Annotated in this window: 27 protein-coding genes; 1 reads left to right on the top strand and 26 read right to left on the bottom strand. The window is 29.7% G+C overall.

Annotation, left to right across the window (positions count from 1 at the left end; all coding sequences use genetic code 11):
- Positions 1–5 precede the first annotated feature (5 nt).
- From RBU61_RS07365 to RBU61_RS07320, 10 genes are all read right to left on the bottom strand, one after another.
- A complete protein-coding gene (locus RBU61_RS07365; protein ID WP_308878989.1) occupies positions 6–824 on the bottom strand; it encodes a purine-nucleoside phosphorylase in 819 nt (272 codons plus the stop codon).
- Positions 825–835: 11 nt separating this feature from the next.
- The gene (gene xerD / locus RBU61_RS07360) at positions 836–1,726 is read right to left on the bottom strand and encodes a site-specific tyrosine recombinase XerD (RefSeq protein ID WP_308878988.1); all 891 of its coding nucleotides are present in this window, start codon (positions 1,724–1,726) and stop codon (positions 836–838) included.
- Positions 1,727–1,756: 30 nt separating this feature from the next.
- A complete protein-coding gene (gene spoIIM / locus RBU61_RS07355) occupies positions 1,757–2,377 on the bottom strand; it encodes a stage II sporulation protein M (protein WP_308878987.1) in 621 nt (206 codons plus the stop codon).
- A 64-nt stretch (positions 2,378–2,441) separates the two neighbouring features.
- A complete protein-coding gene (locus RBU61_RS07350) occupies positions 2,442–2,984 on the bottom strand; it encodes an NUDIX hydrolase (protein ID WP_308878986.1) in 543 nt (180 codons plus the stop codon).
- Positions 2,985–2,999: 15 nt separating this feature from the next.
- Positions 3,000–4,070 (bottom strand): DUF3866 family protein, encoded by a 1,071-nt coding sequence (locus RBU61_RS07345; RefSeq protein ID WP_308878985.1) that lies wholly within the window; start codon positions 4,068–4,070, stop codon positions 3,000–3,002.
- A 9-nt stretch (positions 4,071–4,079) separates the two neighbouring features.
- Complete coding sequence (locus RBU61_RS07340) at positions 4,080–4,895, bottom strand: phospho-N-acetylmuramoyl-pentapeptide-transferase (RefSeq protein WP_308878984.1); 816 nt, start codon at positions 4,893–4,895, stop codon at positions 4,080–4,082.
- Between the two features lie 4 nt (positions 4,896–4,899).
- Positions 4,900–5,592 carry a glycosyltransferase family 2 protein gene (locus RBU61_RS07335; protein ID WP_308878983.1) on the bottom strand — a complete coding sequence of 231 codons (693 nt, stop codon included), beginning with the start codon at positions 5,590–5,592 and terminating at the stop codon, positions 4,900–4,902.
- Positions 5,593–5,609: 17 nt separating this feature from the next.
- Positions 5,610–6,485 carry a copper transporter gene (locus tag RBU61_RS07330; protein ID WP_308878982.1) on the bottom strand — a complete coding sequence of 292 codons (876 nt, stop codon included), beginning with the start codon at positions 6,483–6,485 and terminating at the stop codon, positions 5,610–5,612.
- 11 nt (positions 6,486–6,496) lie between these two features.
- Positions 6,497–7,618, bottom strand: a complete 1,122-nt coding sequence (steA, locus tag RBU61_RS07325; protein ID WP_308878981.1) for a putative cytokinetic ring protein SteA — start codon at positions 7,616–7,618, stop codon at positions 6,497–6,499.
- A gap of 61 nt (positions 7,619–7,679) precedes the next feature.
- Positions 7,680–8,402 carry a pseudouridine synthase gene (locus RBU61_RS07320; RefSeq protein WP_308878979.1) on the bottom strand — a complete coding sequence of 241 codons (723 nt, stop codon included), beginning with the start codon at positions 8,400–8,402 and terminating at the stop codon, positions 7,680–7,682.
- 130 nt (positions 8,403–8,532) lie between these two features.
- Here RBU61_RS07320 and RBU61_RS07315 point away from each other — a divergent pair, with 130 nt between their 5' ends.
- Entirely contained in the window at positions 8,533–8,694 is a 162-nt protein-coding gene (locus RBU61_RS07315; RefSeq protein ID WP_308878978.1) for a DUF1540 domain-containing protein, read from the top strand.
- Between the two features lie 201 nt (positions 8,695–8,895).
- Here RBU61_RS07315 and RBU61_RS07310 read toward each other — a convergent pair whose 3' ends face one another.
- The 16 genes from RBU61_RS07310 to RBU61_RS07235 all read right to left on the bottom strand — a co-directional run bounded on the left by RBU61_RS07310 (position 8,896) and on the right by RBU61_RS07235 (position 24,968).
- Positions 8,896–9,330, bottom strand: coding sequence for a hypothetical protein (locus tag RBU61_RS07310; RefSeq protein ID WP_308878977.1), 435 nt, complete (start codon positions 9,328–9,330; stop codon positions 8,896–8,898).
- A gap of 90 nt (positions 9,331–9,420) precedes the next feature.
- Positions 9,421–10,374 carry a TIGR01212 family radical SAM protein gene (locus RBU61_RS07305; RefSeq protein WP_308878976.1) on the bottom strand — a complete coding sequence of 318 codons (954 nt, stop codon included), beginning with the start codon at positions 10,372–10,374 and terminating at the stop codon, positions 9,421–9,423.
- 118 nt (positions 10,375–10,492) lie between these two features.
- The gene (locus tag RBU61_RS07300) at positions 10,493–10,903 is read right to left on the bottom strand and encodes a DUF1292 domain-containing protein (RefSeq protein ID WP_308878975.1); all 411 of its coding nucleotides are present in this window, start codon (positions 10,901–10,903) and stop codon (positions 10,493–10,495) included.
- An 86-nt stretch (positions 10,904–10,989) separates the two neighbouring features.
- Positions 10,990–12,444: an aminoacyl-histidine dipeptidase gene (locus RBU61_RS07295; RefSeq protein ID WP_308878974.1), complete on the bottom strand. Its 1,455-nt coding sequence runs from the start codon at positions 12,442–12,444 to the stop codon at positions 10,990–10,992.
- A gap of 110 nt (positions 12,445–12,554) precedes the next feature.
- Positions 12,555–13,052 (bottom strand): GAF domain-containing protein, encoded by a 498-nt coding sequence (locus tag RBU61_RS07290; RefSeq protein WP_308878973.1) that lies wholly within the window; start codon positions 13,050–13,052, stop codon positions 12,555–12,557.
- A gap of 288 nt (positions 13,053–13,340) precedes the next feature.
- Entirely contained in the window at positions 13,341–13,826 is a 486-nt protein-coding gene (gene nrdG, locus RBU61_RS07285; protein ID WP_308878972.1) for an anaerobic ribonucleoside-triphosphate reductase activating protein, read from the bottom strand.
- Between the two features lie 11 nt (positions 13,827–13,837).
- Complete coding sequence (locus RBU61_RS07280) at positions 13,838–16,162, bottom strand: anaerobic ribonucleoside triphosphate reductase (RefSeq protein ID WP_308878971.1); 2,325 nt, start codon at positions 16,160–16,162, stop codon at positions 13,838–13,840.
- Positions 16,163–16,258: 96 nt separating this feature from the next.
- Positions 16,259–17,137, bottom strand: coding sequence for a radical SAM/SPASM domain-containing protein (locus RBU61_RS07275; protein WP_308878970.1), 879 nt, complete (start codon positions 17,135–17,137; stop codon positions 16,259–16,261).
- A 45-nt stretch (positions 17,138–17,182) separates the two neighbouring features.
- Complete coding sequence (gene msrA / locus RBU61_RS07270; protein WP_308878969.1) at positions 17,183–17,659, bottom strand: peptide-methionine (S)-S-oxide reductase MsrA; 477 nt, start codon at positions 17,657–17,659, stop codon at positions 17,183–17,185.
- A gap of 104 nt (positions 17,660–17,763) precedes the next feature.
- Positions 17,764–19,518, bottom strand: a complete 1,755-nt coding sequence (locus RBU61_RS07265) for a DUF4153 domain-containing protein (protein WP_308878968.1) — start codon at positions 19,516–19,518, stop codon at positions 17,764–17,766.
- Positions 19,519–19,595: 77 nt separating this feature from the next.
- Complete coding sequence (locus tag RBU61_RS07260) at positions 19,596–20,942, bottom strand: (p)ppGpp synthetase (RefSeq protein ID WP_308878967.1); 1,347 nt, start codon at positions 20,940–20,942, stop codon at positions 19,596–19,598.
- 106 nt (positions 20,943–21,048) lie between these two features.
- The gene (locus tag RBU61_RS07255; RefSeq protein ID WP_308878966.1) at positions 21,049–22,152 is read right to left on the bottom strand and encodes a 2Fe-2S iron-sulfur cluster binding domain-containing protein; all 1,104 of its coding nucleotides are present in this window, start codon (positions 22,150–22,152) and stop codon (positions 21,049–21,051) included.
- Positions 22,153–22,163: 11 nt separating this feature from the next.
- Entirely contained in the window at positions 22,164–22,754 is a 591-nt protein-coding gene (locus tag RBU61_RS07250) for an Rnf-Nqr domain containing protein (protein ID WP_308878965.1), read from the bottom strand.
- Complete coding sequence (locus tag RBU61_RS07245; RefSeq protein ID WP_308878964.1) at positions 22,754–23,386, bottom strand: NADH:ubiquinone reductase (Na(+)-transporting) subunit D; 633 nt, start codon at positions 23,384–23,386, stop codon at positions 22,754–22,756. Before RBU61_RS07245 ends, RBU61_RS07250 begins: the two co-directional genes overlap by 1 nt.
- A complete protein-coding gene (locus tag RBU61_RS07240; protein ID WP_308878963.1) occupies positions 23,383–23,988 on the bottom strand; it encodes an FMN-binding protein in 606 nt (201 codons plus the stop codon). The genes RBU61_RS07245 and RBU61_RS07240 overlap by 4 nt, the downstream gene beginning before the upstream one ends.
- On the bottom strand, positions 23,985–24,968 hold the full coding sequence (locus RBU61_RS07235; RefSeq protein ID WP_308878962.1) for an RnfABCDGE type electron transport complex subunit D: 984 nt from the start codon (positions 24,966–24,968) through the stop codon (positions 23,985–23,987). The genes RBU61_RS07240 and RBU61_RS07235 overlap by 4 nt, the downstream gene beginning before the upstream one ends.
- Between the last annotated feature and the right edge of the window lie 57 nt (positions 24,969–25,025).

The following is a 25,025-nucleotide window of genomic DNA, read 5'->3' as shown; positions in this document are numbered from 1 at the left end:
TCCAATTATATATTATTAATTACTTCGATTAACAGTTTCTCAAAATTATCCTTTACTTTATTGGAAGTTTCTACTACCTCTTCATGGTTAAGAGGCTGATCTAGTATGCCAGATGCCATATTAGTTATACAAGATATTCCTAAAACTTTAATATTCTCATGGTTTGCAACTATTACCTCAGGTACAGTAGACATACCTACTGCATCAGCACCTACAATTCTAGCTAATTTCACTTCTGCTGGGGTTTCATATGTAGGTCCTGTAAACCACATATAAACTCCTTCTTTTAATTCCAACCCTAATTTTTTTCCTATTTCTTTAGTCATTTTAATATATTCTCTATTATATGGATTTGACATATCTACAAATCTAGGTCCTAAATTATCTAGGTTCTCACCAATTAATGGATTTCGACCTGTAAAATTAATATGATCTGTAATTATCATTAAATCTCCTGGAGTAAACTCTGTATTTACACCACCAGCTGCATTAGTTACTATAAGGTTTTCTACACCTAAACCAAACATTACTCTAATAGGAAAAGTAACATCTTTTAATGGGTAACCTTCATAAAAGTGGAATCTTCCCTGCATAGCAACAACAATTTTACCTGATAACTTTCCTATTACTAACTGTCCTGCATGGCCTTCTACAGTTGATCTAGGAAAACTAGGTATATCAGTATATTTAATTATAGTAGGATTTTCAATTTTATCTGCCAGACTTCCTAATCCTGAACCTAATACTAAACCAATCTTAGGTGAATCTTTAGTTTTTGATGTTATAAAATTAACTGCCTCTTTAATCTTATTCATGTATTCCATTTCTTTTCCTCCTATGCTCTTGGATGTGATTTTTTGTATACTTCTCTCAATTCTTCATCATTAGATGCGAATGAATATATATGAGTAGTAGATATATCGGAGTGACCTAAAATTTCTTGAACTGTCTTAATATCTGCACCATTTTCTATTAGATGTACAGCAAAGGAATGCCTCAGGGTATGTGGAGTTATGACTTTGTCTATATTAGCTTTATTAGTATATTGCTTTATTATCTTCCAAAATCCCTGTCTAGTCAATCTACTTCCACTATAATTTATAAAAAGTGGCTCTTCTGTTTTATATTCTTCTTTAGGCCTATATACGGAAATATAGTTATTTAATGCATCTAATGCAAATGTACCAACAGGTATAACTCTCTGATTATTATCATTTTCTTTAACGGTAAGTAATCCTAAATCTAAATCTATATCATCAATATCAATTGAGATAATCTCTGATACCCTAAGACCAGTGGCATATAATAGTTCAAGCATAGCCTTGTCCCTAGTTTCTTTAAAGTTATTTGCCTTAGGCTGAGATAATAAAAGATTAATCTCATCAATAGTTAAAATAGACGGTATCTTTTTTTCCGCCTTTGGAGACTTTAAATTTAATGTTGGATCTTCTTTGATTATATTGTTATTTAATAGAAATTGAAAGAAACATCTAATTGAAGCTAAGCTTCTAGATATTGTAGATGCTGCCTTTCCTTCTTTCTGTAAGCTCATTAAATATGTAATAATAATAGTTTTATTTGTATCCTCATATTTTTGGATTTTATGTTCTAATAGGTACTCCTTGAATTGTAAAATATCTCTGCTATATGCTTCTAATGTATTTTTTCTTAATTTTTTCTCTTCTTTTATATAATCTAAATAATCTATCATAATACTGTCTGGCATTTTACTTCTCCTTTGTAATGGTTTTAAAAATTATAAATTTAATTCAATTAAATTCAAGAAATAAGGAGTAAAAAATCCTTCTATTAAAACTCCTAATATAATAACTATAAAAAATAATAAAATTAAAATTGAATAATCTACAATATTGCCATGGGTTCTGACTTTCTTGTTTTTTATACAATAAAGTGAATGGGTTAATCCTATTGCACCTATTGCCAAAATTCCAGGTATAATTATTAAATAATGAGGTAAAAGACCTGATAATGCAAATATAAAACCTTTCATTCCAAATTCCTTAACTAAAAATCCAACTGTAATCCCTATTGCTGCACCTTTTAAAGAAACAATCAATGGTATGACTAATACTCCTATACTAATCAACCCTAAAACCCAAATAAGTAATACCATTTTTATATTAGAAAACAAAGATATCTTGAATATATCTATTGATTTAGAATTTCCTATCTGTACATACTCAAAAATCCAGCTAAAATAATTAGCAAACTTTAGATTTTCTTCATAATTCAATCTGTTAATTAAGAATGCACCAGCAGTTATACCTAGTATAAAACAAACAGTTAAAATAAAATATACAATAAAATTAGCTTGAAAATGTCTTTTACTTAAATTTCTAACTCTTACAGATATCAATTTATTTTCCCCCTTTGTATACAAGCCTTATAAATTATTATGCTAAAAAGGAGGATAATATCACTTATTGTTTTTTATCTAAATATTTTTTTGCAAAATTAATACCTATTATGGTTTTACTATCTATAATTTCACCTCTATCTACCATCTTAACAAGATCGTCTATATTATACTTCACAGTCTCAACAAATTCTCCAGAATCTAAATTAGGTTCTCCTTCAATTAAGTCTGTGGCTAAAAACAAGTATATCTTTTCATTACAAAATCCAGGAGAAGTATAGAATTCTGATATGTATTCTATTTTCTTAGCTTCTAGTCCTGTTTCTTCTTTTAGCTCTCTTATGGCAGTTTCTCTTGGTTCTTCATTTAACTCTAGTTTACCGGCAGGAATTTCCAATAGAAATTTTTCTACTGCTTTTCTATATTGTTTTACAAGGATAATAGAATTATCTTCAGTTAAAGGTATTATTGCAACTCCACCAGGATGTTCAACAATCTCTCTTTTGGAATATTTCTTATCTGGTATTTCTACTGTATCTACCCTTAAATTAAGTATTTTCCCTTCATACAACTTATCTGATTTCATAGTTTTTTCTTCAAAGATCATAAATATCCTCCTCTATTAAAATAGACTAGCTACATATTGTCCTACAGCACCTAGGCTAATGAAATAGTCTATATCATCTTTTATTGTTCTTCCCATGGAGCTTGTTTTTAGATTAAACATTTCCATTGCCTTTTGAATATCTTCCCCATCTTGGAATATAATATTATGCCTTGTTTTAATATTTAATTTGTCTATTTGTTCCTTGAGATAATCTTCTTTTTCTTCTTCTAAGTAAGGTAAGACTACATTTGCTTTAGTATTGGTAATCTGAGATAAAACTGTAATAGTATGGTGACTAATACCCTTATGTCTTTCCCTTAAGTCTTTAAAACTTATTCTAGGCACAGCAACCGCTAACCCTCCCAAATTATTTATGGCATCAATTATATAACCCTGTTCCATACCGGTAAAACCATATTTTGTACCACTTCCTACAATTCCAGGACCCATAGATATTATTGTAATATCTCCTTTTAGAATTTCCTTGGCAGCTATTAGACCCGTATATATATTAATAGTCTCTAAATCTCCACCAAATGCGTGACCTACAGTTATGGTTTTATCTAAAATTTCCTTACCCTTTAGATCTCGGATGGTATTGCTAAAGGCCATAGGTAAAGCCCCACCATCTGTCATCATATAATTAATTCTTAAATCCTTATTCATATATTTAATCATGGCAGCAATAGGTGCAACCATACTGTGTAAAGTAGCCACAATAAATATATGATTATCTAAAGATTTAAAATCATTAAATATATGATGATATGGACTATCTTCCTCCTCAGCTACCAAACAACTCATTTGATATGGTGTGTATCTTAATTTCATTATATGCCCTGGTCCTTTAAGTTCCATGGTTTTGTTTTTATGGTTATATATAATAAAATGGTATCCACCTGTACCTAGAGAAAGATCAACAGCTGTAGTATTTAATACAACTTCATCCTCTACATTAACTTCACCTGTGAAATCTTTGTAATTCACAGCTTTATATACTTCACCTTCAACATTAACATTAACTGTAGTAATATCTTTTTCATCATTAATTATGGATTTTACAATTCCACTTTTATAGCTAATCAAATTGTTTCACTACCTTCCTATATTATCTAAAAACTTTAAAAATCTATTATTATCAATTACCTTAGAGAAAGATACCTTTTCAGCCATAATATGAAAAATTATTAATATCACTAAAATTATAAGTCTAGTCATAGTATTGAAATATGATGCGGTATATATACCTAATGTAAAACCTAAAGTGTTAGAGCCTACATCTCCCATCATAACCTTAGCCTTTAAATCTAAACTAATATAGGGTATAAGTATTCCCCAAAATGAAAATAAAATATAACTTCTTTCATTTTTAAAGCTAGTCAAAAATAATACTACAGAGATAATCAAAAAAACCTTAGATGCCCTACCAGGACGTAAATCAAATAAGTTAATAAAGTTAGTAAACAAACCAATTAATAAAGAATTAATAATAAAATCACCTAATGTATTAGAGATAAAAGAACTAACTACTAAGGCAATAAAAAGCCCCATAAAAGCCTTAATAGCTCCAGTCGTAAGGGTTCCTTTTAAAAAGGACTTTATATGTCCTTTTAAGCCCTTTACTTTCTTCTCTCCTATTAAGTCATCTAACAATCCTATGAAACCAATAAAACTTATTCCTAAAAGATATACCAAGTTAAAGTTATTGTTAAAATCAAATATTATCTCTAAGATACCTAGTGTAGTTACTTGAACAAATATAAATAATAGACCCATGGATATTGGTATAGTCTTAGATTCATAGTTTTCACAGACAACATTTGAATTCAATAGTAAATCTCTAACCATTGGTAAACCAATGTAAGATAAAATAATAGATATTATAAAGCTAGTTATTATATAATAATTCATATACTCACCTTCTAAAATACATTACTATAAATGTTTTTAATATATCCATAAATTGTTTTCCTCTATGAATAAATCCCTTTAAATTTCTTTGGCTATATCTATGATTCATAGTAACTGGCACTTCAATTATTGAAAAACCATTATTTATAGTTTGAATAGTCATAGCCACTTCTATACCGTATCTGTCTGGTATATAGTTCATTTTTTCAATGACTTGCTTTTTATAAACCCTCTGTCCCGATAAAGATGTGTCTATTTCCTTTTTAGTAAAAAGATAGATTCCACTTTTGGCAAATCTCTTTACTATGCCAAATCCACCTTTAGTATTAGTCATAGTACTTCGTTCTGAAAACTTGGCTATAGATACATCTGCTTCTCCATTTATTATTGGAAGAATTAATTTTTCTGTCTGAATACTGGTTTCCCCCAAGTCTCCATCAATAAATGCTATATACTCATATTCTAAGGTTTCTATTGCCCTTCTCATGGCATAGCCCTTGCCGTGATTCTTTTCTAGATTAATTACAGATACACCTAAAGTATTGACTACTTCCAGCGTATTATCCTGTGAACCATCATTTATCACAAGGATCTCATCAATTGAATCTATCTTTTTTAAATTTTCTACTGTATCTACAATTAAATCTGACTCATTATAAACAGGAACTACACATACAAGTCTACCTTTTTGTTTCATATTATCTCTCCTACTCATTATTGAATGGAATTATAAAGATGAGGAATTATACTTTCTGAAGTGTCCTTAATTCCATAGTTTCCACCCATCCCCTCTATGGCTAATATCATGGCTACCTTACCTATGGTCATATCTACGTTATCTACTGTGGATATGCCTAAGTCTTTATATCCAGATATATAAGAATAATTTACATTAGATTTTTCTACTCCTAATATAGGAATATCATGTTCCTTAACTGTTAGAACAATATGTCTATCCAGTTGATTAATCCTCTTAGAAGATTCAGTTAAACTACCGCCACAAATAATAAGATAATCTACACTTTCTTCATAATTCCCAATGGTCTCTATAAATCCCCGTCTTTCTAAATCATCAAGTATATCATTTCTTTTTCCATTTACTATCGATTCTGTTATGATAGTTACTGTAGATTCTACTGGATTTTTAGGCATATTTAGTTCTAGACTCTTATATAAATTATTTAAATCCTCTCTATTTATCATAATATTATTTAATGTAGTGACATTTGTTACTTTAGCCCCTGCTAATTCTAAATCTCTACCTATGCCAGATGTAACATAGTCTTCATTAGTTCCTATAATTCCTATATTTAATCCTTTTAGTCTATCCTTGATTAAATATTCATAACTAGCATCAATATATTCATCTCTGTATTTAATTTCAAATTCAAGTTTCTCTTCATTTGATTTAAGCTCTTTGTTTTCAGTAATTAAAGTTTCAAACTGTGATTCCACAATTTCACTTATTATGTTTTTTTGTTCAGTTATAAAATCTTGAGTATCAATGGTAAATCCAATGAATATTCCTATACCCAATGCTATAAAAATGGAGACTATAGAAATTATATAAAATCGCATACTGGGTAACATACTTTACCTCCTTATTGACCTAAAAATAATCTTAATTTAATTTTAAATAATGTTAATAAACTTCTAGTAATAGGATTTATAAGAATTAAGATAGATATTGGAATAAGAGCTGCTACTAGAATAAACCACAAATATTTCGGTTTAAATGTAGAAGTATAAAGTTTATTTACACCCCTAGCATCTACCAGTTTTCCACCAACCTTTAATCTCACTAGAAACGTACTAGACATGCCTTTTCTGCCTTTCTCTAAAAAATCGATCATATTTGTATGAGTGCCTACTGCTACAATTAAATCGGCACCTTTTTCATATGCTAAAAGCAAGGCTATATCTTCACTGGTTCCAGGCAATGTAAAGATTTTAGGCTCTATTCCTATGGACTTAACTCTTTCTAATCCTGGGGCTTTTCCATTGGCGTAGGCATGGACTATTACATCTTTTGCCATTAATAATGCCTTATCAGATACACTGTCCATATCTCCAATTATAATATCTGGAGTAAATCCAAATTCTAGCAAAGCATCTCCGCCGCCATCTACTCCTATCAATACTGGCTTTACATCTTCTATGTAGGATTTTATAGTTGCTAAATCCACCTTATAATCTTTTCCTCTTACTACTATCAATGCGTGTCTTTCATTTATCTCTGTATTAATTCTAGGTATTTTAATATTTCCAGTAACTAGACTTTTTTCTTTTTTTGCATATTCTAATGTATTTTCAATAAAGGCGTCTAATTCCCTCTCTATATTATCATAACCTAATTTTGTCAATTCTTCAATCATACTAGGACTAATATATGTGCATTTTCCTATTTCTTTTCCCTCAAACATTATTGTCTCGTCAAGGATTTCAATTGTATCTCCTTCTTTAACCTTGTGGAATATATCTTCAGTTTCAACTTCAAATATTGGTATATCTTTTTCCATTAAAATAGCTGGACCCCTATTGGGGTACTTCCCACTTATGGTTTTTTCTGTATTTATTATACAGGCTATTTTTTTATCTACTAGAGATAAAGCAGCTATTTCATCCAAATCTTTATGAGATATAATGGCAATATCCTTACTCTCTAATCTATTCACTAATTTTTTTGTTTTCTTATCTTTTTTAATAATTCCCTTTACATACATATGCTACCTCCAAATCATGTATATACTATTATTGACAAAACACAATATATTATATCATATTTTATAGCTCTTTTAATAAAGATATTTCTGTTTCTGTTAACTCTCTATATGTGCCTGGTTCCAGCGACTGATCTAAGACCAATGGTCCCATGGAAATTCTCTTTAGAAATAAAACTTTCATCCCAATGCTTTCAAACATTCTTTTTACTTGATGAAATTTTCCCTCCTGTATAGTTAAATATACTTTAGATACTATATTACCATTTATTATCTCTAGATCTGCAGGTAAAGTCTTATATCCGTCTTCTAAAGTAACTCCTTCTTTGAAAACTTCAATATATTTATCTTCAACATATCCATCTACTTCTACATAGTATTTTTTATTTACTCCTTTTTTAGGAGATAGTAATTCATGGGCTAATTTGCCGTCATTACTTATCATTAAAAGTCCCTCTGTATCTTTATCCAATCTTCCTACGGGAAAGGGTTTGTAAATTAAATATTCTTCTTCTAATAAGTCTATTACAGTTCTAGTTCTAGGATCATCAGTGGATGATACAAGCCCTTGAGGCTTATTCATCATAAGATAAATATGTTCTCTATATAAAACTTCTTCATCACCAAAAAAAATTTTATCTTCATAAGGATTTACCTTAAATTCATTATCACAAATAATACTATTATTTACCTTTACTTTACCATCTTTTATAAATTTTTTTACATCTTTTCTACTTCCATATCCCATATTAGCAAGGACTTTATCTAGTCTTTCTTTTTTTACCATATTATCACCTTCCATATTCTATTATACCATTCTACCCTATTTTTAATTTTATTTAAACTCAGTTAGGAATATTTTTTGTTAAAATAGCAAAACTATTAGTGTAAAAATACTTTTTTGAAAGGAGATTATCATGCATAACGAAGAAATCACTCAAGGCGTAAAATGTGTAGTAAATTCTTGTCACTATTATAAATCAGGAGATTTATGTACAGCTGGTAAAATCGAAATATTACCTAGAGATGCTTCTACAGCAGAAGAAACAGATTGCGGTACATTTAAATCTATGAAATAATATAAGTAAAAACAGGATAATTGAACAGCACCCTTCAAGTATAAAATTTAAAATAACCAAGGCTCAATATTCCATTTAAACTTTGCTCGAGCTGTATATTTAGTTCTTTTAGACATAACAAACTCCCCCTAAGGTATCAGAATTTTATTTTTTAGTCTGTCTACCTTAGGGGGAGTATATCAAATACCCTGTTTTCTTTTATTATACTGCATATTCAAATTCTAACTCTATTGAATAATCTCGCAGATGTTCTGGTATTTTTTCCATAGTGTAGTCAACATTTATAAAAAACTCTACCTGGAATTTTTCTCCTATTATATTTAGGTTTTCTATTAGTTTTTCTAAACTAGGAATATTTAAGTCTATTACTTTATAAATACTGTCTATATAGATTTTCTCCACATCGTAATCCATGCCAATTAAGCCACACAAAAAGCCATAGAAAGATTCAATATCTTTTATATTGAATTCCATGGCATTAATAAGTCGTACATTATAATCTAAAGTAAAAATATGGTCGTCATCCACATCAATAAAAGCAATATTTCCATTACCTGCCTTCATATCTTTGTTAGCGTTATCGATTAACCATTTTGTTTTTCCTGAGCCTTTTCCACCCAAAATTAATTTAACCATGACTAACCACCTCTACCTTTCTTTTTATTATATATTATATATTCGACATAATTTATTTATTTCCTTCTTTTTTAGAGTTTTTATAAAAGTTTATTGAAACTTCCTTATTCCTTTTCCATTTAAATAATCAAACTTAATACCTTGTTTTGAATTTCTGGACTCCATTAAGGATATTACTGTGTCTCTTATTTTCCACCAAGACTCATTCCAATTAACAAATAGTGAATTTTCCTCTGGTGCTCTTCCTATAATTCTTTGGATTACAATATTAGGGTCAAGATATTCTAAAAACAATATTACTCTTTCTATATATTCTTCTTTAGATATTAAGGTTATTTCTCCATTTTTATATAATGTCCCTAGAGCTGTTCCATCAACAATATATAGTGCATGTAGTTTTACCTCATCTACGCCTAAGGCTGACAATATCTTAGCATTTTCAATTACATCAACATCTTCATCCCAAGGCAGGTTTAATATTATATGTGTACAGTTTCTTAAATTGTATTTTTTAATCCTTATACTTGCATCTATAAATTCAGCTAATGTATGACCTCTGTTAATCTTTTCTAAAGTAGAATAGTTTACTGTTTGAAGTCCTAATTCAATTGTTATATCTATATTATGCATATCTTTAATTGTTGATAAATATTCTAAATAGCTGTCATTAATACAATCTGGGCGAGTTGAAATAGATATACCAACTATATCCTTTAATAAAACTTGATCTATACATTCTTTAAAGCTTTCAAAAGGTAAGTAAGTATTTGTAAAATTTTGAAAATAGGCTATAAATTTTTTTGCTTTATATCTATCTCCTATATATTTTTTATTCTTTTCAAGCTGTTCTCTTATTGATATGGAGGATGATAGGCTTTCAAAAGATCCACCTTCCTCTCCACAAAATATACAACCTCCTCTCCCCACAGTTCCATCCCTATTGGGACAAGTTAACGGTAAAGATATAGGTAGTTTATATACCTTTTCACCAAATTTATCACTCAAATATTTAGAATAGGTATTATATACTGTTATTTGATTCAAAACTCTCCCCCTTCCTCCTAGATTTAATACCCTTTTTAATTAAATCTTAACTTATTATATATTCTATAAAATATAATGCATAAAAAGCACTTCACCAAAGGTAAAGCGCTTTCTAAAACTATTCTTCGTCATCTAACTCATCATAGTTTTCATACTCTACAAAATCTTCATCATCGATGAATAGAGCCTCGAAAGCTTCTGATACAGTTCCAAATTCTTCTTCATTTTCAATCGGCAATAAATCAAATTCATTATCTTCTAATTCAACATATCTATAAAGTAGTACCTCATCATCGCCCATTGGTAATAATGCAATATATTCAACATCTTCAACTTCAAATATACCTAGAACATTACATTCTAATTCAGTATCATCATCAAGTGTAAGATATATTATATCATTTTCATCCATATCTTCAAAGTCAAAACCATCTACTTCATGATCATGGTCATCGCAGTCGCATCCACAACCGCAGCCACCACAATGCTCGTCGTTGTATTCAAAAGTTTCATCTTTTTTATTATCCATTTTCATTCTCCTTCACCTTTATATTTATTAATTATATGCTAATAATACCTTATTTATCTATAGAAGTACATATATATTTTATAAAATTAATGAATTTTTTCTAATACTTTCGAAAGTAAATTATAAGATCTTTCTGTAGAAGAAATACTAAGCTTTTCACCTGGTGCATGTACTCCATATATATTTGGTCCAAAGGACACCATATCCATATTAACAAACTTTTCTTTAAATAATCCACATTCAAGTCCTGCATGTATAGCATCAATATTTATGTCTTTATTATATATTTCTTTATATACATCTTTAAATATATCTCTTATATATGATTCTCTGCTATATTCCCAAGCAGGATAAGATGAGGTACTTTCCCACTCTGCACCAAGGTTTTCTGCAAGCAATCTTATTTGGTCTGCTATATAAGTCTTTAAACTTCCAACTGAAGATCTTATGGCAGATTCCATAGTTACACTATCATCAGTAGTTTTTACAACACCTAGATTATTTGAACTTTCTACTAGACCTTCAATATCCATACTCATAGTATAAACTCCATTTGGAAAAAGCATTAAAAATGAAATTATCTTTTTTGTAGTCTCCTTAGAAAATGCCCTATCTTTTTTGTCCTTTGTTTTTGTAAAGGATAATTCAATATCTTTATCAACAGAAAGTAATTCAAACCTTAATTCTTTTTCTATTTCTTTAATACTTAGATTAGCCTTTTCTATATTAGCTTTTTCCATAGATATGACTGCTTTTGCATATCTAGGAATAGCATTTGACTTAGAACCACCTTCTATATGGTATAAGTTTATATCAATTGATCTATTTAGCCTTTCAAGTACTCTTCCCATTATCTTATTGGAATTTCCTCTGCCTTTATCAATTTCCATTCCAGAATGTCCGCCCTTAAGTCCAGATACTACTATTTCATATATATCTTCATCATCTAATGTTTCATTCCATTCTACTGGAATAGTAATTAGGTTTCTTTCACCACCTGCACAACTTACAAGAATTTTTCCTTCTTCTTCCGAATCTATGTTTATTAGTATTTTTCCTGTTATATTTTCTGGGTCTAGGGCTGCTGCTCCAGTCATACCAGATTCCTCATTGGATGTTATAAGAACTTCCAATGGGGGATGAGGTATATCCTTTGACTCTAATATAGCCAATGCCATGGCTACTGCAATACCATTATCAGCTCCAAGGGTAGTCTCTTTAGCTATAATATAATCTCCCTCCACCTCAAGCTTTATAGGGTCTTTCGAAAAATCATGATTTGAACTATCTGTCTTTTCTCCCACCATATCCATATGCCCTTGTAATATTACAGTGGGACTATTTTCATACCCTTTATAAGCTGGCTTTCTTATAATTATATTTAAAGCCTTATCTTGTATAACTTCTAACCCTAACGCTTTACCTACATTAGATAAGTAGTCACTTATTCTTTGTTCATCATAGGAACATCTAGGTATTTTAGACATTTCTTCAAAATAGTACATTACCCTTTGTGGCTTGAGTCCTTCTAAAATTGTCATTTATAGCCTCCTTATTTATATATAACCTGAAATAATTAATTCAGTCATATATTATTATAATCTTTACCATCCTTTATAACATTTAAACTTAAATTGGTTATTTTATTATATTATATTTTTTCCCAATTTATATTTTGATTTAATATATCTACAAGATTAGCAAAGTACTTTTTCTCTAATTCTGTAAATCTATTTTTTTCTGGACTGTCTAAATCCAATACTCCATAGACTTTATCATTTTTTATTATTGGTATAACAAGTTCTGAATTAGACTGAGAATCACAGGCAATATGGCCTGGAAACAAGTGTACATCTGGCACTAATTGAATTTCTCTAGTCTCCGCTGCATTTCCACAAACTCCCTTACCTATACCTATTCTATTACAAGCTGGTAATCCCTGAAATGGCCCTAAAACCAATTCATTATCTCTTAGCATATAAAACCCTGCCCAATTTAATCTATCTACACAGGCCATTATTATACCTGTTACATTTGAAATATTTGCTAAATCATCTTGCTCTGAACTAAGCTGTCCCTTTACAAGAAGAACCATATATCTCAATCTTTCTTCCTGATTCATATCCTTTATTCCATCTAATTTAAACATACTCTCTCACCTCTCTTAGTACTCTCTTCCTTATATTAACAGATATATTTAGATTTAACAATAGTTGTAAAATCCAAAATTCTTCAGCTGAAAATATCTAGTTAGGCATAAGAGTTAAAAATAGACATTCTGATATCGGCATCTTTTTTATTATCAATTATGATAACATCTGTTATGCTAACAAATAATAAAAGTGACGACTTTGTTTATTTCAAAGCCGTCCTGTGACAAGTTTAATTTTCTATTTTTCTTTATGCCTAAACCTATGAACAAAATTATAAAGAGCGACTAAAAGTCGCTCTTTATTTCACCTAAGTATTTTTTAACATCTATTATTCTTTGATTTGTTGACCCTCTAAACTGTAACATCATGGATTTCTGTGATATATCAAATTTACCATCTATTAAAATATCTGTTTGCAGTAGCAATTCCCTAAACTTTTTATTTCTAAGGATTTCTTCAAAAGTATATCCGGTATAAGTTACCACATCTAATCCAAGTTTTTTAATACTTTTAGCTAAAAGACTACACTCATGTGCTTGTTCAAAGGGATCTCCACCACTTAAAGTAATCCCATCTAATAGAGGATTTTCTTTTACTATCTTTACTATATCATCTATTTCCATTAATTCTCCACCAGTGAAGGAATGGGTAGAGATATTGTGGCAGCCTGCACAATTGTGTTTACACCCTTGGGTGAATACTACTAGTCTTATTCCTGGACCATCTACAATAGATTCTTCTTCTATTCCTGCTATTCTTATTTTATCCATAGTATTACTCCTTAATTAGAACAAGAAAAATGTTTTACTCTATCCCTTTCTTCTGCCTTTTTAGCGTCATTAAATCTATCAAGGGTTCCTACTAAGTATCCTGTAATACGTCTAATTCTTTCAAACTTTATATTTCCTTCTTCCCTTCCACACTTAGGACATATATCTCCAATTATTCCTGTATATCCGCATATAGGATCTCTATCTACTGGATGATTGATGGAACCATAACCAATTCCAGCCTCTTTCATGGCTCTAACTATTTTTTCAAAGGCTTCTATATTTTGAGAAGGATCTCCGTCAACTTCTACATATGTTATATGTCCTGCATTTGTTAACTCATGGTATGGAGCTTCTATATTTATTTTATCTATTGCCTTAGTTTTATAATAAACTGGTACATGGAAACTATTTGTATAATATTCTCTATCTGTTATACCTTCTAAGCTTCCAAATATTTCTTTATCCATCTTTACAAATCTACCTGATGTTCCTTCGGCAGGTGTACCTATTAAAGTAAAGTTCATCTTATATTGATTACTAATATCATCCATTCTATATCTCATATGTTTAACTATTTCTAAACCTAATATCTGGGCTTCCTTACTTTCTCCATGGTGGCTTCCTATTAATGCTTTTAGACATTCTGCCAATCCTATAAATCCGATAGATAATGTTCCATGTTTTAATACTTCCCTTATATTATCATCTCTAGATAGTTTATCTGAGTCCATCCATATTCCCTGCCCCATGAGAAATGGGAAATTACTTACTTTTTTATTTGCTTGAATTTCAAATCTTTCTATTAATTGCTCTGTAACTAAATCAATGGTTTCATCTAATTTTTTATAAAACTCACTGATATTGCCTCTATTTTCAAGACCTATTCGTGGTAAGTTAATAGTAGTAAAACTTAGATTACCTCTACCATTTACAATCTCTCTAGATGGATCATATACATTTCCTATTACTCTGGTTCTGCATCCCATATATGCAATTTCTGTTTCTGGATGACCTTCCTTATAATATTTAAGATTAAAAGGTGCATCTATGAATGAGAAGTTAGGAAATAGCCTTTTAGCACTTACTTTACAAGATAGTTTAAATAAATCATAGTTTATATCTTCTTTATTATAGTTAATTCCTTCTTTTACCTTGAAAATCTGTATTGGGAATATTGGGGTTTCTCCATCCCCCAATCCTTCTTCTGTAGTCAACAGTAAATTTTTAATTACCATTCTTCCTTCTACCGATGTATCCGTTCCATAGTTTATTGAACTAAAGGGAATTTGAGCCCCTGCCCTAGAATGCATAGTATTAAGGTTGTGGATTAAAGCTTCCATAGCTTGAAAAGTTCTTTTATCAGTATCTTTATAACTATTTTTTTCAGTAAATCTTTGTACCTTTTCTACTATTTCCTCATCGTTTAATAATTCCTTTAGATACTCTGCTTCCTTTGATTTATATTCTTTATTATTGCTTAAAGTTGGAACCAATTGATATTCTTCCTCAAGAATCTTAAAAACGTTATCAAGGTTTTCTTCCAGATCTATATCTTCAACTAACATTTCAATTGATTTTCTTAAGTTTTGTCTATATTGTTTAACGTAAGTTTTCTTTACTCCAAAAGCCATGGCATAATCAAAATTAGGTATGGATTGTCCTCCATGTTGATCATTTTGATTTGATTGTATAGCAATACAAGCTAATGCTGCATATGAGTGTATATCCCTAGGCTGTCTTAAAAAACCATGGCCAGTACTAAAACCATGCTTAAATAATTCTATTAAATCTATTTGACAACAGGTAGTTGTCAATGTAAGGAAGTCTAAATCATGTATATGGATTTCCCCTGATTTATGAGCCCTTGAATGTTCTGGATTTAATACAAATAAATCATAGAACTGTTTAGCAGATTCAGAACCATATTTTAACATGGTTCCCATAGGAGTATCTCCATCTATATTTGCATTCTCTCTCTTTATATCAACATCTTTAGCATCCTTAAAAGTTAGATCTTCAAATACCCTCATAAGCCTAGTATTCATTTCTCTTACCTTATTTCTGTCTGCCCTATACAATATGTACTCTTTAGCAGTTTTAGCGTGCCCTGATTCAATTAAGACCTTCTCCACTATATCTTGTACATCTTCCACACCTGGTACCTTGCCACTATACTTATCATTAGTCAATATAATTACCTTTTCTGCTAAAGCCATTGAAGTATTATAATCATATCCACCCGCTGCCTGTGCTGCTTTAAATATTGCATTGGAAATTTTCTCCACATTAAAAGGAACTTCCCTTCCATCCCTTTTTCTTATTTTCGTAATCACTTAAAAGCCCCCTTGTTCTATATATCGTATTTCAATTTTACCAAACCACTATATATTGTGTCAACTTTTACTCTATAAAAACTCTTTAAGTTTTGTTCATAAATTAAATCTTCTTCGATAACCACATTTTCTACACATTTCTTCTACAACTAATCTTTTAGAAAACCCCTCATATATATCTCTAGCCCTGTTACTAGATAAAACTTGTTTCAATGAGTTATTATAAATATTTCCCAAAGATATTTTTCCTTCCCCATCTAAACAACAAGGAATTACAGTTCCATCTACTAAAACCCCCATTTGGTTTCTTAAACCATAACAATATCCTTCCTTGCCAAAGTCTTCATTATTTAAATCTGGCCATATAAATTCAGAATCTTGGTTCAAATATATTCTATCTTCTATTTTTAATCCCCTTTGAGGATTTATTGTATCTTCCACTTTAAAAGGAAGATTAAATTCAGATTGAATTCTATCTAATATTTCTTTATTTTTATTTGCCTTTTTATTAATTAAATTATCATCTGTTAAATTCCAAAGCCTTAAAGCTATTATCAATCCCTTATTGTCTCTAGCAGATTTAATAAAGTTAAATATATTATCTAAATAACTATCCTTATTTTCCATCTCATTATTTCCATCAAAACTATGTAATGAAATATTTATCTGTCTAAGGGCTAGTTTATTTAGTAATTTATCTCCTACCTTTGAAAGCAAAGTTCCATTAGTAGTTATATTGACTTTAAATCCTTTATCATAAGATATTTCCAGAAATTCATCTATATGGGGATGCAATAAAGGCTCTCCCTTCACATGAAAATATAGATAGTCTGTAAAATCTTTAACTTCATCAAGTATATAAGAGAATTCATCTATTGTCATAAATCTCTTATCCCTATTAGTCTTAGGGCAAAACTCACACTGTAGATTACATACGTTGGTTATTTCTATATATACCTTTTTAAATTTTTTCATCTTTCCACTCCATATACATTAAAAGAATCCCCTAGGGGATTCCATTTATTTACTTAAGTCTATATGACAATATCCACTTGGATTTTTCTTTAAATAGTCCTGATGATATTCTTCAGCATTAAAGAAAGATTGCAAAGACATAATTTCTGTTACTATTGGTCTATCATATTTAGTTTTCTGTTCTTCCAATGTTTTATTTATAATGTCTAAATCATTTTGGTCTACATAATAGATTCCCGTTCTATATTGATTTCCTATATCAGGTCCCTGTCTATTCAACATAGTTGGATCTATTATTCTCCAAAATTTATTTAATAGCTCTTCTAAAGAAATTATATTTTCATCATATTTTACATAGGTTGTTTCAGTATGACCTGTAGTTCCTGTACATACTTCTTCATAGGATGGATTTTCCTTTATACCATTGGCATATCCTACTTTTGTATCTACTACTCCAGCTATTCTTGACATATATTCCTCCACACCCCAGAAACATCCACCTGCCAAATATACTTCTTTCATCCTAGTACCTCCCGTCAACATTCTATAATATTATTTTATTATAATAAATAGTATTATACTACTAATTCTTTTAAAAAAATAGGGGCTATAAATCTTTCAACGTATTATTTATCTGAAATTAATAATATAAATTCTAGACTGCCAATTTCTAATATATTTTGATTATCTATTTTACCACTTATATTAGTAAATATAAATTTAAGATCTATACTATCTATATCATTTCTCATGGATACATTATATGTGGTATCTTCATAAGAAACCATAGATTTATCTATTTCCTTAGATTCTTGTTTGTTATATATATCTTCTACAAATTCCATTATACCCTGTTCCAATATAATTTTATCATCTCTTGAAATAGTTAATACTTCTCTTGCTTTATCATACTGGAGAGTTAATTCACCAACTTCTATTTTATTTTCATTCCAATAGTCTATATTTACATAATAATCATATCCCTTTATATCTACAGGCTCTCTATTAGTATAAATTCCAAAGTAAGCGTAGCCATTATCTGTATAAGGAGTGTATGGATTATATTCGAATCCAAATATATTTTCCATTTCATCTAAACTAAAATCCTTAGGTAAAATCTTTATATCTTCTACTCCATGCCTCATATTAAAATAGCTTATTATATTGCTTATTTCTCCTTTATCTTCCTTAGAAATATCTGAATTAGGAACTATTTCACCATTAGAAATCATATTGTTTTTCTCTAATATATTTTCTAATCTTTTATTTTGACTATACTTAGATATGGAGAAACTGCTAAAAGGTCCATATACAGAATTAAGCATTATTACAGATAAACTAATAGGTATAATAATATTCTTTAAAGGCTTCTTCACTGAGAAATATACCATTATTCCTAATACCCATAGTCCTAATACTATTAAATAATATCTATTTTCTGTTATTCCATATTGATGTACTCTTTGATATATGGACATATACATCATTACTATGATGGGAAGTATTATTTTAGGAAATAAAACTTTAAACATCTTTGCAATCTTATTTTCCTCAAGTATTGGAGTTATTAAAAATATAACCCCTACCGATATGGTTGAATACCACAATACTAAATGGGATACTAAGCCTCTAGGCCATACTCTCGTTACTAGTATTTTTCCGAAATATACATATAATATTCCAGTATATATAGTTATTAAAGGAATTACTATATAAGTTAGTAATATTTTTAAAGATTTTTCATATTCTACTTTTTCATATTTTGTATCAGTATATGGTAGTTTAGATAAAAATAATGATATTGCAAATATGAAAAATACAATCAATAACATATAGTAATATAACTTTCCTTGAATATTAGCATCAAATAATCGATCAATAGTAAAAAATATAGCAGATAATCCAAAGTAAAGGACAAATGAATATACAAAGGTTAAAGCAAAACTAGAATATATGTCCATTACATAATATTCATAATCTCTATCCCTTCCTATTTTTAAAATATATAAAAATCCCAATATGCAAAATAAAATAGTCCCTAAATATCTAGACATCCCTATGGTATTATTATTCTCTAGGAATACAAAGTAATATAATAGTAAAAATCCAGCACCAATAAAATATAGAGCTAATGAAATCAATTTATTCTTTTCAAAAAATCTTTCTATTACTAACCCAATACATAAAGATAAAGGAATTCCTAATCCCAATACTAAACTTAGTTTGCTTAGATTTTCCATTGTTTCCCCGATTAAATAACTCTCATTTAAATATATTAAAAAAATTGCTAAAATTGTCGAGATTCCTATGGTTATGGGAAACCTTTTAATACTTTTTTCCATACTCCATAAAGTAGACTTTACTCTTTCAAGTATTTTCATTACATCAACTCCTATCATTTATTGTATATTATATATTTACCCAATAAGAAAAAAGTATTTGAAAAACTTCAAATACTTTAAAAATCATGTTTAGATATTACATCTATAATTGTCTCTCTCTCTCTTATCCAATCATTAAAATCCTGTATGTTTCTAAAGGCTTTTCCTATATTATTATTCAATTTCTTAATGCTACAATCACTTAGGAAATCTACATCTAAATCTTTACAAAAAATAGTTGCTATTGTTTCCATTATAAAGTTAAGAACTTCTTCTTTTTCTTCGTCTTCAAAATCTTTATTTTCTAGGATTAAAATTATATTTTCATGGAATCTATATCTAACAAATATCATAAATCCTTCAAAGTCTTCTGCATTATTTCCTTCTTCTATTTCAAAGATTATTCTAAAAAACAAATTCCATCTAAAATCTTTATTTATGACTTCTAGAATACTATTTCCTATTTTTCTTGTAAAATCATCATTAAAAAATATTTCCCTTTCAAAATTAATATATCTACTAAAAGATATATCGTTTTTCCCTATTTCATTTAATCTATTTAATATTCTTAAAAAATTTGTACTATAATGTTCAGACCCTTCTAATCCACCTTTCATAAATATATAATTTACAATAACATCTGTGGATTTTTTAAAATCTACTACAAAACCTATTTCCTGCCTTATTTTAACTATATAAGTATCATGAATAATTTTGGATAATAACGCTTGCAATTGAATATTTTTTGCTAGAGAATCACTAGTATCCATTCCATTTAAATGATTATATACAAGCATTAACTGCCTATCAATCATAGATAAATTATCTTTTATTGAAGACATTATATCTCTAAAAAAGTCTTCTGTTAACATATAATTGAAATTCTTATATAATACTCTATGGTCAATTTCTCCCCAGAAAATATTTACTAAGGATTTTATCTGTAACTCAAAATTAATACATACTCCATCTTTACAATACTTTCCATCAATCTTATATATTTCAAATCCATTTTTTTGTTTCTGAGGTTGTTTTTCTTCTAGTTGCAGTAAAATGTTGGGATTAAGAGGGTTAGTATAGAATCCGTCTTTGCATTTTATGTCAAATAATTTTATTATATCTCTATAGATCTTGTCTTCGTCTTCAATAAATCTACATTCAACTCTAAATCCTATTAAATCCGATAAATTATCTAATAGCTTTTCAGGTGTCTTATATTTTATGTAGAAATTGTGACGCAATATCTTTTCCCTTAAACTCTCTGATGATTTTATTCTGTAGCTAACGTTTAAAAAGTGATCTTGTATAAAAAAACTATCGGTAAAAAACTTTTCTAAAGAATTGGCAACCTTCTCAATACTCTCCTTTCTTTTTTCTATCAGTTCTAAGGTTTCGTCTATAAAGTCAAATAACTCAAGCTTCATTCCTCATCCCCCTAAGGATTTTTTATGTATTGATTCTACTCTAGTATAATTATATCATATATTTAAATAAAGTAGTCCATAAAAAGAGAAATCACTAGGATTTCTCTCAATCAAATTTATCAAAGTATATTAACTCCTCTGGAATTCCTTTTTCCATAAGAGCCTCTACCATAGTAGCTATCATCTTTTCATTACCACAAAGGTAAGATTCTTTATTTTCCGAATCCGTTAAATATTTATCTATAGCATTATTGACTCTACCTGTTTCTCCAGTCCAATTATGTTCTTCTGTTACCCTTGATAAAGTCGGTATAAATTTAAAATCATATAACTCATTTTCTAATTCCTTAAAATATTCTACTAAAAATAAATCTTCAGGAGTCTTAGCACCAAAGTAAAATCTAGCCTTTCTATTTATCTTTTTCTCTCTCATATGTTTAAGTATAGAGAGTATGGGAGCAATGCCTGTACCTGCTGCAACTAATATAACTTCTCGACCACTCTCATCATCAAAGTAAAAGTCTCCATAGGGACCATTTATCTGTACTGTATCTCCTACTTTCAAATGTTTATGGACATAAGTAGTACATTTACCACCTGGAACATACCCTATGAATAGCTCTATATGATTTTTATCTTCTGCAGCAGAAGCTATGGAATAAGCCCTATAGACTTCTTCATCATTTCCTTCATATAATGGAGCTTTAAGTTGAATAAATTGTCCTGGCTTAAATTTTATCTCTTCTCCTTCTGGTAATTTAAGTCTCAGTCTTTTTATTACAGATGTCATATCTTCTAAGACTTCTACTGTAGCAAAATATTCTTTAACATTAAATAATTCTTCAGGTATTTGAATTTTAATTTTTTCTTTTACTTTACATTGACATGAAAGTCTTACATGGTCATCTAATTCTTCTTGAGTTAAAAATGGAATCTCAGTAGGAAGCACTGGGCCCCCACCTTCTAATACTTTTACTTTACAATATCCACAGGTTCCTTTACCACCACAGGCTGATGGAATAAATATCTTTTCATCTATTAAAGTAGATAAAAGAGATGAACCTCCTTGGACTGTATAATCTTTATCGTCGTTTATATTTAATTCTATTTCTCCATAATTTCCTATTGTTCTATCAGCAAGAGTAAGGAGAAAAGCAAATATAGCTGATATTCCTGTAATAGATATGGTTGTTATAATTATTTCGTTCATATATCTCCCCCCTATTGGATTTGAACAATACCTGAAAATCCTATGAAAGCTAAGGCCATTAATCCAGTAATGATTAAGGTTATACCCGGTCCTTCAAGTCCTTTAGGTATTGATGCTTTCTTTAGCTTCTGACGAATTCCTGCCAGTGCAACTATGGCCAATGTCCATCCAATTCCAGATCCAATGCTAAATCCTATGGATTGAAGGAAATTATAGTTACGAATTATCATAAATAGTGAAACTCCTAGTATGGCGCAATTTACAGTTATAAGAGGTAAAAAAATACCTAATGCATAATATAAATTAGGAAGATACCTTTCTACAAACATTTCTAAAAGCTGTACAAATGCTGCTATACTAATAATAAATACTATAAATCTTAGGTAATCTAATCCAAGTGGTAATAAAGCATAATGATATATAAGGTAGTTTATTATTGTAGTGCAAGTAAGTACAAAGGTAACAGCCTGACCTAATCCTAAAGAGGTAGGTATCTCTCTAGATACTGCTATATAGGAACACATTCCTAAGAAATTACTAAATATCATATTATTAGTAAATATTGCTGCAAAAAATATTATAAAAGGATTAAGTTCTATCATCAATTAGCCACCTGACCTTTCTCATTATCTTTCTCTTTTTCTTGAATAGTTTTAGTGATCCAGATAACAACTGCTAATATAAAAAATGCTGCTGGTGGCATAATCATTATAGTCCATGGTGTCCACCATTCTCCTAAAACTTGAATTCCAAAAACTGTCCCAAATCCTAATAATTCTCTAATAAAAGCTATGACCAAAAGAACTAAAGTATAGCCTAATCCAGAGGCTACTCCATCTAAAAATGAAGGAATAGGGGAATTTTTCTGCGCATAGGCCTCTGCTCTACCCATGATTATACAGTTTGTAATAATCAATCCTACATAAGGTCCTAATGCCTTGCTCATTTCAGGCATATATGCCTTTAGGAAAATATCCACTATAATTACATAGGCTGCTATTATAAGTACTTGAACCATCATTCTAATATGCTTTGGTGTATAATTCCTAAGTAAAGATACAGTAAAAGATGATAATGCAGTAACAAATATTAGTCCTACTCCCATGATTAATGAGTTTATCATAAGGTTAGTCACTGCTAGGGCTGAACATATACCTATTATCTGAACTAATATAGGATTATCTTCCCAAAGTCCCATTTTAAATATTTTTTTCGGACTATCTCCCTTCATCATTTATTCACCTCTCTTTTTATAAATTCTTCTAAATCCTCATTTAGAAGTTTACTTACAGACTTTGATGTCAATGTGGCTCCAGCTATGGCATCTACGTTTCCACATGATGCTGGTTTATATATAATATAGTTTCCATCTGTTGTCTCAGTTAAATCTATCCCTCGAAACTGTTCCTTATACCAGTCTTCAGATATTCGGCCGCCTAGTCCCGGAGTTTCACTATGGGAAATAAACTCTAAACCTAGTAATGTAGAGTAATCTGCTGAAACTCCAACATATCCATCTATACTTCCCCATAATCCAGACCCATTTATAGGCACAGCATAGCCTAAAATTTCTTTATTATCTCCATAATATACATATAAGTCCCCACCGTCTGACTTTATAGTACCTATATTATCTTTAAAGGCTTGGTTAATATCATTGGGATCATTGGATAATGGCTCTATATCAAAGATATAGAGTAGTTTCTCACTTAACTCTAGCTCTTGATTAAATGCAATTTTATCAGCAGTACTATAATTTAGAAAAGCTAATATAAATGTAAAGAAAGCAGTGACAAGAGCCATAAATATTATTGGAAAACTAAAAGACTTTTTCATATTGCCACCTCTTCCTTCTCTTTCTTAGATTCTTTTTTATGCTTTTTATAGGCATTAACGCCTTCATCCATTATAGGTACAAATGTATTTGCTATAAGTATTGCAAACATCATTCCACCAGCAAATAATGCATATCCTCTAATAATTACTGTAACCATACCTATAATAATTCCATATATCCACTTACCTTCTTTTGTCTTTGGAGCAGACACTGGATCTGTGGTCATAAATACAGCTCCAAATAATAATCCACCTGCTAGAACTCCAAATACTGGATTAGGAATTTGGCTATTTCCTAGTAAATAAAGAATACTGCTTAGTCCTGTAAATCCAGCTAATACTCCTACCATTATCTGCCAAGATGCTACCTTTTTATATACTAAATAAACACCTGCAAGAATAATTAAAATCGCTGAAGTTTCCCCTATGGAGCCAGATATATTTCCAATTAATAGATCCATTAAAGAAGTCATCTTACCTGTATCTCTAAATAATAACATTGGAGTAGCTTGTGAAACTACTTCCACACCTTGAGTAATATAAGTGCTAAATCCTCCTGGAAATCCTAAAGCAGCCTTTGACCACTGAATAGTCAAGGGAGCTGGGAAGCATACATATACAAATGCCCTAGCTACTAAAGCAGGATTAAAAATGTTTTTTCCAAATCCACCAAACACCTCTTTCCCAAATAAAATACCAAATATAATTCCTATTGCGGCTATCCAATAAGGAGTCGTAGGCGGTAATGTCATGGTGTATAGGATACAACTAACAAATATGGCCTCTGAAACCTTCCTATTGTATTTCTTTTCAAAAATCCATTCAGTTGTTAATCCAGCAATAGTTACAATGCCTAAGAGTATTAATGTTCTCCATCCGAAAAAATATATTGATGAAAATATTAATGGAATTAAAGATACAATAACTGTTCTCATCATCTTTTGCTTCATAAAATGTTTTGAAAAATTCTCTCCTAACAAAATAACACCTCCATATTTTTTTAAGTTAGTCACATTCCATATATTCCCAAAATCTTC

It is taken from the genome of Tissierella sp. MB52-C2, from assembly GCF_030931715.1.
Lineage (GTDB): Bacteria > Bacillota > Clostridia > Tissierellales > Tissierellaceae > Tissierella.
Note: the sequence above shows the minus strand (reverse complement) of the source record. Positions and strands in the feature narration are given on the sequence as shown.

Bases quoted from the DNA above. Each gene is read 5' to 3' on its own strand.
- RBU61_RS07365 (WP_308878989.1), bottom strand. From the start codon at position 824: ATGGAATACATGAATAAGATTAAAGAGGCAGTTAATTTTATAACATCA.
- xerD (WP_308878988.1), bottom strand. From the start codon at position 1,726: ATGCCAGACAGTATTATGATAGATTATTTAGATTATATAAAAGAAGAG.
- RBU61_RS07350 (WP_308878986.1), bottom strand. From the start codon at position 2,984: ATGATCTTTGAAGAAAAAACTATGAAATCAGATAAGTTGTATGAAGGG.
- RBU61_RS07340 (WP_308878984.1), bottom strand. From the start codon at position 4,895: ATGAATTATTATATAATAACTAGCTTTATAATATCTATTATTTTATCT.
- RBU61_RS07335 (WP_308878983.1), bottom strand. From the start codon at position 5,592: ATGAAACAAAAAGGTAGACTTGTATGTGTAGTTCCTGTTTATAATGAG.
- RBU61_RS07330 (WP_308878982.1), bottom strand. From the start codon at position 6,485: ATGTTACCCAGTATGCGATTTTATATAATTTCTATAGTCTCCATTTTT.
- steA (WP_308878981.1), bottom strand. From the start codon at position 7,618: ATGTATGTAAAGGGAATTATTAAAAAAGATAAGAAAACAAAAAAATTA.
- RBU61_RS07320 (WP_308878979.1), bottom strand. From the start codon at position 8,402: ATGGTAAAAAAAGAAAGACTAGATAAAGTCCTTGCTAATATGGGATAT.
- RBU61_RS07315 (WP_308878978.1), top strand. From the start codon at position 8,533: ATGCATAACGAAGAAATCACTCAAGGCGTAAAATGTGTAGTAAATTCT.
- RBU61_RS07310 (WP_308878977.1), bottom strand. From the start codon at position 9,330: ATGGTTAAATTAATTTTGGGTGGAAAAGGCTCAGGAAAAACAAAATGG.
- RBU61_RS07300 (WP_308878975.1), bottom strand. From the start codon at position 10,903: ATGGATAATAAAAAAGATGAAACTTTTGAATACAACGACGAGCATTGT.
- RBU61_RS07295 (WP_308878974.1), bottom strand. From the start codon at position 12,444: ATGACAATTTTAGAAGGACTCAAGCCACAAAGGGTAATGTACTATTTT.
- RBU61_RS07290 (WP_308878973.1), bottom strand. From the start codon at position 13,052: ATGTTTAAATTAGATGGAATAAAGGATATGAATCAGGAAGAAAGATTG.
- nrdG (WP_308878972.1), bottom strand. From the start codon at position 13,826: ATGGATAAAATAAGAATAGCAGGAATAGAAGAAGAATCTATTGTAGAT.
- RBU61_RS07275 (WP_308878970.1), bottom strand. From the start codon at position 17,137: ATGAAAAAATTTAAAAAGGTATATATAGAAATAACCAACGTATGTAAT.
- msrA (WP_308878969.1), bottom strand. From the start codon at position 17,659: ATGAAAGAAGTATATTTGGCAGGTGGATGTTTCTGGGGTGTGGAGGAA.
- RBU61_RS07265 (WP_308878968.1), bottom strand. From the start codon at position 19,518: ATGAAAATACTTGAAAGAGTAAAGTCTACTTTATGGAGTATGGAAAAA.
- RBU61_RS07260 (WP_308878967.1), bottom strand. From the start codon at position 20,942: ATGAAGCTTGAGTTATTTGACTTTATAGACGAAACCTTAGAACTGATA.
- RBU61_RS07255 (WP_308878966.1), bottom strand. From the start codon at position 22,152: ATGAACGAAATAATTATAACAACCATATCTATTACAGGAATATCAGCT.
- RBU61_RS07250 (WP_308878965.1), bottom strand. From the start codon at position 22,754: ATGATAGAACTTAATCCTTTTATAATATTTTTTGCAGCAATATTTACT.
- RBU61_RS07245 (WP_308878964.1), bottom strand. From the start codon at position 23,386: ATGATGAAGGGAGATAGTCCGAAAAAAATATTTAAAATGGGACTTTGG.
- RBU61_RS07240 (WP_308878963.1), bottom strand. From the start codon at position 23,988: ATGAAAAAGTCTTTTAGTTTTCCAATAATATTTATGGCTCTTGTCACT.